General features: G+C 56.7%; 8 protein-coding genes. 6 read left to right on the forward strand and 2 right to left on the reverse strand.

The genetic code is table 11. The annotated features are described in order from the left end of the window. Positions 1-11 precede the first annotated feature (11 nt). Both ubiD and fre read left to right on the forward strand, forming a co-directional pair. Positions 12-1481 (forward strand): 4-hydroxy-3-polyprenylbenzoate decarboxylase, encoded by a 1470-nt coding sequence (gene ubiD, locus HMPREF3096_RS05160; protein ID WP_008807929.1) that lies wholly within the window; start codon positions 12-14, stop codon positions 1479-1481. 55 nt (positions 1482-1536) lie between these two features. After that, the gene (fre, locus tag HMPREF3096_RS05165; RefSeq protein WP_008807928.1) at positions 1537-2238 is read left to right on the forward strand and encodes an NAD(P)H-flavin reductase; all 702 of its coding nucleotides are present in this window, start codon (positions 1537-1539) and stop codon (positions 2236-2238) included. A gap of 106 nt (positions 2239-2344) precedes the next feature. Here fre and fadA read toward each other — a convergent pair whose 3' ends face one another. After that, the gene (fadA, locus tag HMPREF3096_RS05170; RefSeq protein ID WP_008807927.1) at positions 2345-3508 is read right to left on the reverse strand and encodes an acetyl-CoA C-acyltransferase FadA; all 1164 of its coding nucleotides are present in this window, start codon (positions 3506-3508) and stop codon (positions 2345-2347) included. Between the two features lie 9 nt (positions 3509-3517). Beyond that, positions 3518-5707: a fatty acid oxidation complex subunit alpha FadB gene (gene fadB, locus HMPREF3096_RS05175; RefSeq protein WP_012543218.1), complete on the reverse strand. Its 2190-nt coding sequence runs from the start codon at positions 5705-5707 to the stop codon at positions 3518-3520. Between the two features lie 191 nt (positions 5708-5898). On the opposite strand from fadB, the gene pepQ reads away from it, so the two are divergent. From pepQ to hemG, 4 genes are read left to right on the forward strand one after another with little or no spacing between them, the layout of a single operon-like run. Further along, complete coding sequence (gene pepQ / locus HMPREF3096_RS05180) at positions 5899-7230, forward strand: Xaa-Pro dipeptidase (protein ID WP_008807925.1); 1332 nt, start codon at positions 5899-5901, stop codon at positions 7228-7230. Beyond that, the gene (locus HMPREF3096_RS05185; RefSeq protein ID WP_008807924.1) at positions 7230-7844 is read left to right on the forward strand and encodes an IMPACT family protein; all 615 of its coding nucleotides are present in this window, start codon (positions 7230-7232) and stop codon (positions 7842-7844) included. The genes pepQ and HMPREF3096_RS05185 overlap by 1 nt, the downstream gene beginning before the upstream one ends. A gap of 40 nt (positions 7845-7884) precedes the next feature. Then, entirely contained in the window at positions 7885-9336 is a 1452-nt protein-coding gene (gene trkH, locus HMPREF3096_RS05190; protein ID WP_008807923.1) for a Trk system potassium transporter TrkH, read from the forward strand. Between the two features lie 11 nt (positions 9337-9347). Continuing rightward, the gene (gene hemG, locus HMPREF3096_RS05195; RefSeq protein WP_012543216.1) at positions 9348-9881 is read left to right on the forward strand and encodes a menaquinone-dependent protoporphyrinogen IX dehydrogenase; all 534 of its coding nucleotides are present in this window, start codon (positions 9348-9350) and stop codon (positions 9879-9881) included. Positions 9882-9951 lie beyond the last annotated feature (70 nt).

Below are 9951 nucleotides of genomic sequence, written 5' to 3' on the forward strand. Positions count from 1 at the left end.
ATAACACTTTCATGAAATACCACGATCTTCGCGACTTTCTGACACTCCTGGAACAACAGGGCGAACTAAAACGTATCACTCTGCCGGTCGATCCTCACCTGGAAATCACCGAAATTGCCGACCGGACCCTGCGTGCCGGTGGCCCGGCGCTGCTGTTTGAAAACCCGAAAGGCTACTCGATGCCGGTGCTGTGCAATCTGTTTGGCACGCCGCGTCGTGTGGCGCTAGGGATGGGCCAGGAAGACGTCAGTTCGCTACGGGAAGTCGGGAAGCTATTGGCCTTTCTGAAAGAGCCGGAGCCGCCAAAAGGCTTCCGCGATCTGTTTGATAAGCTGCCGCAGTTCAAGCAAGTGTTGAATATGCCGACCAAACGCCTGCGCGGCGCGCCCTGCCAACAAAAAATCATCCAGGGCGATGACGTCGACCTGAATAAAATCCCGATTATGACCTGCTGGCCGGAAGATGCCGCGCCGCTGATTACCTGGGGGCTGACGGTGACCCGCGGCCCGCACAAAGAGCGGCAGAACCTGGGAATTTATCGCCAGCAGCTGATCGGTAAAAACAAACTCATCATGCGTTGGTTATCCCACCGCGGCGGCGCGCTTGATTTCCAGGAGTGGTGCGCGGCGCATCCCGGCGAGCGCTTCCCGGTTTCCGTGGCGCTTGGCGCCGATCCGGCGACCATTCTTGGCGCGGTGACGCCGGTGCCCGATACCTTGTCGGAATATGCTTTCGCAGGCTTGCTGCGCGGCACCAAGACCGAAGTGGTGAAGTGCGTTTCCAATGACCTTGAAGTCCCGGCCAGCGCGGAAATTGTGCTCGAAGGTTACATTGAGGCCGGGGAGATGGCGCCGGAAGGCCCGTATGGCGATCATACTGGCTACTACAATGAAGTGGATAGCTTCCCGGTGTTTACGGTAACCCACATTACCCAGCGCGAAGACGCGATTTATCATTCGACCTATACCGGTCGTCCGCCGGATGAACCTGCGGTGCTGGGCGTGGCGCTGAACGAAGTCTTTGTGCCGATTCTGCAAAAGCAGTTCCCGGAAATCGTCGACTTTTATCTGCCGCCGGAAGGGTGTTCCTATCGCCTGGCGGTGGTGACCATGAAAAAACAGTACGCGGGCCATGCCAAGCGCGTGATGATGGGCGTCTGGTCATTCCTGCGCCAGTTCATGTATACCAAATTCGTGATCGTATGCGATGACGACGTCAACGCACGCGACTGGAACGACGTGATTTGGGCGATTACTACCCGTATGGACCCGGCTCGTGATACGGTACTGGTAGAAAATACGCCAATAGATTATCTGGATTTTGCCTCGCCGGTTTCCGGCCTGGGTTCAAAAATGGGGCTGGATGCCACAAATAAATGGCCTGGCGAAACCCAGCGTGAATGGGGTCGTCCAATCAAAAAAGATCCTCAGGTGACGGCGCGCATCGACGCCATCTGGGATGAACTGGCCATCTTTAAATAACAGTAAGCGGGGCTAACGCCGCTGTTTTGCTCTATAGACCCGACAGAGGGGACGCATGACAACCTTAAGCTGTAAAGTGACCTCAGTGGAGGCGATTACCGATACCGTGTATCGCGTTCGATTAGTACCGGAAGCGGCATTCTCTTTCCGCGCTGGCCAGTATCTGATGGTGGTAATGGACGAGCGCGATAAGCGTCCGTTCTCTATGGCTTCCACGCCGTCAGAGCACGAGTTTATCGAGCTGCATATCGGTGCTTCTGAACTCAATCTGTATGCGATGGCGGTGATGGATCGCATTCTGAAAGAGCGTGAAATTGAGGTTGATATTCCGCATGGCGAAGCGTGGCTGCGCGATGACGAAGATCGCCCGCTGATTCTGATCGCCGGCGGTACCGGATTCTCTTATGTGCGTTCTATTCTGTTAACCGCGCTGGCGCGTAACCCGGATCGCGATATCGCCATTTATTGGGGCGGCCGCGAGGCTAAGCATCTGTACGATCTGGCCGAGCTGGAAGCGTTAAGCATCAAACATCCGAATCTGCGCATTGAGCCGGTGGTCGAGCAACCGGAAGAAGGGTGGCGCGGTCGTTCCGGTACGGTACTGACTGCCGTGCTGCAGGATTACGGCACGCTGGCCGAGCATGATATCTACATTGCCGGTCGTTTTGAGATGGCTAAGATTGCCCGCGACCTGTTCTGCAACGAACGCGGCGCGCGCGAAGATCGCCTGTTTGGCGACGCGTTTGCCTTTATCTGAAAATAAAAAACCCGCCCCTGACAGGCGGGAAGAACGGCAACTAAACCTGCTCTCTTCGCCATTGCTGCCTGTTTCTGGTCGCAATGGCGTTGAGATAACCCTTCGATTAAATCCGCTCAAACACAGTGGCAATACCCTGACCTAAACCGATACACATGGTCGCCAGACCGAACTGAGCGTCTTTGCGTTCCATCTGATTGATCAACGTGGTGCTAATGCGCGCCCCGGAGCAGCCCAGCGGATGTCCGAGCGCGATCGCGCCGCCGTTGAGGTTGATCTTCTCGTCAATCTGCTCCATTAAGCCCAGATCTTTAATACACGGCAGGATCTGCGCGGCAAACGCTTCATTCATTTCAAAGACGTCGATATCGCTGGTGGATAAGCCCGCTTTTTTCAGCGCCAGCTTTGAGGCCGGAACCGGGCCATAACCCATAATGGACGGGTCGCAGCCGACCACCGCCATCGAACGGACGCGGGCGCGTGGCTTCAGCCCCAGCTCGCGGGCGCGGCTTTCGCTCATCAGCAGCATTGCCGCCGCGCCGTCGGAAAGGGCGGAAGAGGTGCCTGCCGTTACCGTGCCGGTCACCGGATCAAATGCCGGTCTCAGCGCCGCCAGCGCTTCGACGGTGGTTTCCGGGCGGATCACTTCGTCATAGTTAAAAGACTTCAGTACGCCATCGGCATCGTGGCCACCGGTCGGGATAATCTCGGCTTTGAAGGCGCCTGATTGGGTCGCCGCCCAGGCGCGAGCGTGAGAGCGTGCGGCGAACTGATCCTGCATTTCGCGGCTGATGCCGTGCAGACGCGCCAGCATTTCCGCGGTCAGCCCCATCATGCCGGCGGCTTTCGCCACATTACGGCTGAGGCCCGGATGGAAATCGACACCGTGGCTCATTGGCACATGGCCCATGTGCTCAACGCCGCCAATCAGGCAGACGCTGGCATCGCCGGTCATGATCATACGGGCCGCATCGTGCAGCGCCTGCATGGAGGAACCGCACAGACGGTTAACCGTCGTCGCCGGTACCGAGTGCGGGATTTCTGCCAGCAGCGCGGCGTTACGCGCAATGTTGAAACCCTGCTCCAGCGTTTGTTGCACGCAGCCCCAGTAAATATCGTCAATCGCGCTCGCCTCAAGCGACGGGTTACGCGAAAGCAGGCTACGCATCAGGTGCGCGGAGAGGTCTTCCGCACGCACGTTGCGAAAGGCGCCGCCCTTCGAACGGCCCATCGGGGTGCGAATTGCATCGACAATGACAACCTGTTCCATTGTGACTCCTTAAGCCGTTTTCAGAGCGCCAACCGGACGGGCTGGCTCTACCTGGGGATAATACGCTTCGTTATGGCGCGCTTTGTCACGCAGACCGGCTGGCACTTCATACAGCGGGCCAAGGTGCTGGTATTGCTGCGCCATATCGAGATACTTCGCGCTGCCGATGGTGTCCAGCCAGCGGAATGCGCCGCCGTGGAACGGAGGGAAGCCCAGGCCGTATACCAGCGCCATATCCGCTTCCGCCGGGCTGGCGATAATGCCTTCTTCCAGGCAGCGGACGACTTCGTTAACCATCGGGATCATCATGCGGGCGATAATCTCTTCATCGCTGAAATCGCGCTTCGGCTGGCTGACGTCGGCCAGCAGGCTGTCGACGGCAGCGTCTTCTTCTTTCTTCGGCTTACCTTTGCTGTCTTCTTTATAACGCCAGAAACCGAGGCCGTTCTTCTGGCCGAAACGGTTGGCGTCAAACAGGGCGTCGATGGCGTCGCGATAATCTTTCTGCATCCGCTGCGGGAAGCCCGCCGCCATCACGGCCTGAGCATGGTGGGCGGTATCGATGCCGACCACGTCCAGCAGATAGGCCGGGCCCATTGGCCAGCCAAACTGTTTTTCCATCACTTTGTCGACTTTGCGGAAATCCGCCCCGTCGCGCAGCAGCTGGCTGAAGCCGGCGAAGTAGGGGAACAGCACGCGATTAACGAAGAAGCCGGGACAATCATTGACCACGATCGGCGTTTTGCCCATTTTGCTGGCCCAGGCCACAACTTTGGCAATGGTCTTATCCGAGGTTTTTTCGCCGCGGATCACTTCAACCAGCGGCATGCGATGCACCGGGTTAAAGAAGTGCATACCGCAGAAGTTTTCCGGGCGTTGCAGAACGCTGGCCAGTTCGCTGATGGGGATTGTTGAGGTGTTGGATGCCAGCACGGTATCCGGGCGCACTTTTGCCTCGGTTTCGGCCAGCACCGCTTTCTTCACTTTCGGGTTTTCGACCACCGCTTCAACAACCACGTCGACGCGATCAAAACCGCTGTATTCCAGGGTTGGCTGAATGGTGCTGATCACTCCGGCCAGCTTCAGACCGTCGATTTTGCCGCGTTCCAGCTGTTTATTCAGCAGTTTCGCCGCTTCGGTCATGCCCAGGGTCAGCGATTTGTCGCTAATGTCTTTCATCACCACCGGCACGCCTTTCCAGGCCGACTGGTATGCGATACCGCCGCCCATAATGCCAGCGCCCAGGACAGCAGCATGCTTCGGCGTCTCGACATCTTTGGTCAACTTTTTCGCTTTCGCTTTGACGTACTGGTCGTTCAGGAAGATACCAACCAGCGCGCGGGCCTCATTGGTATGGGCCAGCGGGACAAAGCTTTTATTTTCCAGCACCAGGGCTTCTTCACGACCAAGACGTGCGGCGGCTTCAATGGTTTTCACCGCGGTGATCGGCGCCGGGTAATGTTTCCCGGCCGTTTGCGCGACCATGCCTTTGGCAATCGTGAAGCTCATGGTAGCTTCAATTTTGCTGAGCTTCAGCGGCTCTAGTTTCGGCTGACGTTTTGCTTTCCAGTCCAGATCGCCATTAATCGCCTGACGCAGGATCGCCAGCGCGCCGTCACGCAGTTTTTCCGCTGCGACCACACCATCCACCAGGCCGATTTTCAGCGCCTGATCGGCGCCGACGTCTTTCCCGGCGGCAATAATTTCCAGCGCGCTATCGGCGCCGAGCAAGCGTGGCAGACGCACAGAACCGCCGAAGCCCGGCATAATGCCAAGCTTGGTTTCCGGCAGACCGATACGCAGATCCGGCGTCGCCAGGCGGTAATCGGTCGCCAGGACGCATTCACAACCGCCGCCCAGCGCGTAACCATTGACGGCAGAGATCGTCGGGACGGGAAGATCTTCCAGACGATTGAAAACGCTGTTAGCAAAATGCAACCACTGGCTTAACTGCTCCTCAGGGACCAGGAACAGCGAGAGGAATTCGGTGATATCCGCGCCGACGATAAACGCCGCTTTTTCAGAGCGCAGCAGCAGACCTTTGAGATCGTTTTGTTTTTCCAGTACGTCCAGCGCGTGACCGAGGCTGGCTACGGTTGCGGTATCAAGCTTGTTGACCGAACCTGGGGCATCGAACACCAGTTCGGCGATGCCATCTTCCAGCCAGTCGAGGTACAGGGTGTCGCCTTTGTAGAGCATGTCAGTCTCCTGAATCCAGCAATATGATCTGGTCATACCAGATGAAACGGAGTGTGGAATTTATGTTAAAGAATTGCAAATTACTCTTTAAATAATTGCTGGTCGGATCACATCCGGCGGAAATCACCCGCACGCAGGGTGATGTGCTAAGATGCGGAGTATCACGATCCCATAAAAGCAAAGGATGAAAGATGGAATCCCTGTCCGCGCTCTATAAAAATCATATTGTTACCCTACAAGAACGTACCCGCGACGTGCTGGCCCGTTTTCAGATGGATGCGCTGCTGATTCACTCCGGTGAGCTGGTTAACGTCTTCCTTGACGACCACCCGTACCCGTTCAAGGTCAATCCGCAGTTCAAAGCCTGGGTGCCAGTGACGCAGGTGCCTAACTGCTGGCTGCTGGTGGATGGCGTTAACAAACCGAAGCTGTGGTTCTATCTGCCGGTCGATTACTGGCACAACGTCGAGCCGCTACCGACCGCATTCTGGACCGAAGAAGTTGACGTCATTGCTCTGCCGAAGGCCGATGGCATCGGCAGCCAGCTACCTGCCGCTCGCGGTAATATCGGTTATATTGGGCCGGTACCGGAGCGCGCGCTGGGGCTGGGTATCGCTGCGGATAAGATCAACCCGAAAGGGGTTATCGATTACCTGCACTACTATCGGGCTTACAAAACGGATTACGAGCTGGCCTGTATGCGTGAAGCGCAGAAATCGGCGGTCAATGGTCATCGCGCGGCCTATGAAGCTTTCCAGTCCGGGATGAGCGAATTCGATATCAACCAGGCCTATCTCACCGCCACTGGTCACCGCGATACCGACGTGCCTTACAGCAACATTGTCGCGCTGAATGAGCATGCCTCCGTCCTGCACTACACCAAACTGGATCATCGCGCCCCGGCGGAGATGCGCAGCTTCCTGCTCGACGCTGGCGCAGAATATAACGGCTATGCCGCGGATCTGACGCGAACCTGGGCGGCGCACGGCGACAACGACTTTGCCCATCTGATCAAAGACGTTAATGACGAGCAGCTGGCGCTGATTAGTACCATGAAGGCCGGTACCAGTTACATTGATTACCATATCCAGTTCCATCAGCGCATCGCAAAGCTACTGCGTAAACACCAGTTGGTTACCAACATGAGCGAAGAGGCGATGGTGGAGAATGACCTGACCGGGCCGTTTATGCCGCACGGCATTGGCCATCCGCTGGGTCTGCAGGTGCATGATGTCGCTGGCTTTATGCAGGATGACGCCGGTACGCATCTGGCGGCGCCGTCGAAATACCCATATCTGCGCTGCACCCGTATTATCGAGCCGCGCATGGTGCTGACTATTGAACCCGGCATCTACTTCATCGAGTCGTTACTGGCGCCGTGGCGTGAAGGCCCGTTCAGCAAGCACTTCAACTGGCAGAAAATTGACGCCATGAAGCCGTTTGGCGGGATCCGTATCGAAGATAACGTGGTGGTTCACGAAAACAGCATTGAAAATATGACGCGCGATCTGAAGCTGGCTTAATGGAAAGCTGGTTAATCCCGGCGGCGCCGGTTACCGTCGTTGAGGAGATTAAAAAAAGCCGTTTTATCACGCTGTTGGCGCATACCGACGGCGTGGCGGCGGCAAAAGCGTTTGTCGAGTCCGTCAGAGCGGATCACCCTGATGCCCGCCACCACTGCGTGGCGTGGGTCGCCGGGCCGCCTGATGATTCGCAACAGCTGGGGTTTTCTGACGATGGCGAACCGGCGGGGACGGCGGGTAAACCGATGCTGGCGCAACTGATGGGGTGCGGCGTGGGTGAGATAACCGCTGTCGTCGTGCGCTACTACGGTGGTATCCTGCTGGGCACTGGCGGCCTGGTGAAAGCCTATGGCGGCGGTGTTCATCAGGCGCTGGCGCAGCTGACGACGCAGCGCAAGACACCGTTAACAGCATATACTTTGCAATGTGAGTATGGGCAACTGGCCGGTATCGAAGCGCTGCTCGCCCAATTCTCCGGGAAGGTAGTCGAAAGCGAATATCTGGCGTCGGTTCGGCTGCGCGTGGCGCTTCCCCGTGCCGAAGTGGCGGCTTTTTCAGCAAAACTGGCTGATTTTAGTCGCGGTTCATTGCAATTACTGAAGATTGACGAATAATCCCCTCTGTTTTTTTTGCCTATCAAAGGAAGCGCCAGAGATGCATTTTCGCGCCATAACCCGAATCGTTGGACTGTTGGTCATCTTATTTTCGGGGACGATGATCGTTCCGGGATTAGTGGCCCTGATATATCGCGATGGCGCGGGGCGGGCCTTCACGCAAACCTTTTTTGTTGCGCTGGCGATTGGCTCCATGCTGTGGTGGCCGAATCGTAAACAAAAAGGCGAACTGAAATCCCGCGAAGGGTTTCTGATTGTGGTGCTGTTCTGGACCGTGCTGGGGAGCGTGGGGGCCTTGCCCTTTATTTTCGCCGAGCAGCCGAACCTGACGGTGACCGATGCCTTCTTCGAGTCATTTTCCGGCCTGACGACGACCGGAGCGACCACCCTGGTGGGTTTGGACTCATTACCTCATGCAATCCTCTTTTACCGGCAGATGCTGCAATGGTTCGGCGGCATGGGGATCATTGTGCTGGCGGTGGCGATTCTGCCTATCCTCGGCGTAGGGGGGATGCAGCTCTACCGCGCGGAAATGCCCGGTCCGTTGAAAGACAACAAGATGCGCCCGCGTATCGCCGAGACGGCGAAGACGCTGTGGCTTATCTATGTGTTATTGACGATAGCCTGCGCATTGGCGCTCTGGTTTGCCGGTATGCCGGCGTTCGATGCGATTGGGCACAGCTTTGCCACTATCGCCATCGGCGGTTTCTCGACTCACGATGCCAGCGTCGGCTATTTCAATAGCCCGATGATTAACTCTATCATCGCGATCTTTTTGCTGATCTCTGGCTGTAACTACGGTCTGCATTTTTCGTTATTGAGCGGACGCAGCCTGAAGGTGTACTGGCGCGACCCAGAATTTCGCATGTTCATTGGCGTCCAGTTGACGCTGGTCATCATCTGTACGCTGGTGCTATGGCTTCATAACGTGTATGGGTCGGTGCTGACGACGCTGAATCAGGCATTTTTCCAGGTGGTGTCGATGGCGACCACCGCGGGATTCACTACCGATAGCATTGCGCGCTGGCCGCTATTCCTGCCGGTGTTGCTGCTCTGCTCCGCATTTATCGGCGGCTGTGCCGGTTCCACGGGCGGTGGCTTAAAGGTGATCCGTATCCTGTTGCTGTTTAAGCAGGGCAACCGTGAGCTTAAGCGTCTGGTACACCCGAATGCGGTTTATAGCATCAAGTTAGGTAACCGCGCCTTGCCGGAACGTATTCTTGAAGCCGTGTGGGGGTTCTTCTCCGCCTATGCGCTGGTCTTTATCATTAGTATGTTGGCTATTATCGCCACCGGGGTGGATGATTTCTCTGCCTTCGCCTCCGTGGTGGCGACGTTGAACAACCTCGGGCCTGGGCTTGGCGTTGTCGCGGACAACTTTGCCACTATGAACCCGGTCGCGAAATGGATCCTGATTGCTAATATGCTGTTTGGTCGTCTGGAAGTGTTCACCTTACTGGTGCTCTTTACTCCCACTTTCTGGCGCGAATAACAGGAGTGCTCGTGAAAACTTTAATACTCTTCTCCACCCGCGACGGGCAGACCCGTGAAATCGCTTCGTTTCTGGCCTCCGAGCTGAAAGAGCTGGGCATCGACGCGGACACCTTGAACCTGAACCGTACCGATGTCGTCGAATGGCATCACTACGATCGGGTGGTCATCGGCGCGTCGATTCGCTACGGGCACTTTCATCCGGCGGTGGACCGCTTTGTGAAAAAGCATCTGGCATCATTGCAGGCGCTGCCGGGAGCATTCTTCTCTGTTAACCTGGTGGCGCGTAAACCCGAGAAGCGCACGCCGCAGACCAACAGCTATACGCGTAAGTTTCTGCTGAACTCGCCGTGGCAGCCGCAGAGCTGCGCGGTATTTGCCGGCGCGCTGCGCTACCCGCGCTACAGCTGGTACGATCGGTTTATGATCCGCCTGATTATGAAAATGACCGGGGGGGAAACGGATACCCGCAAAGAAGTGGTCTATACCGACTGGCAACAGGTATCCCGGTTTGCTCGGGAAATCGCACAAATGGCGCGCAAATAGCGCGTAAAACTCGCGTTGTGATGGAAAATCGAGCGAACGAAAAGTTTTTTTGAATTTCCCCTTGTCACCT

Source organism: Klebsiella sp. HMSC25G12 (genome assembly GCF_001807705.1).
GTDB lineage: Bacteria > Pseudomonadota > Gammaproteobacteria > Enterobacterales > Enterobacteriaceae > Klebsiella > Klebsiella variicola.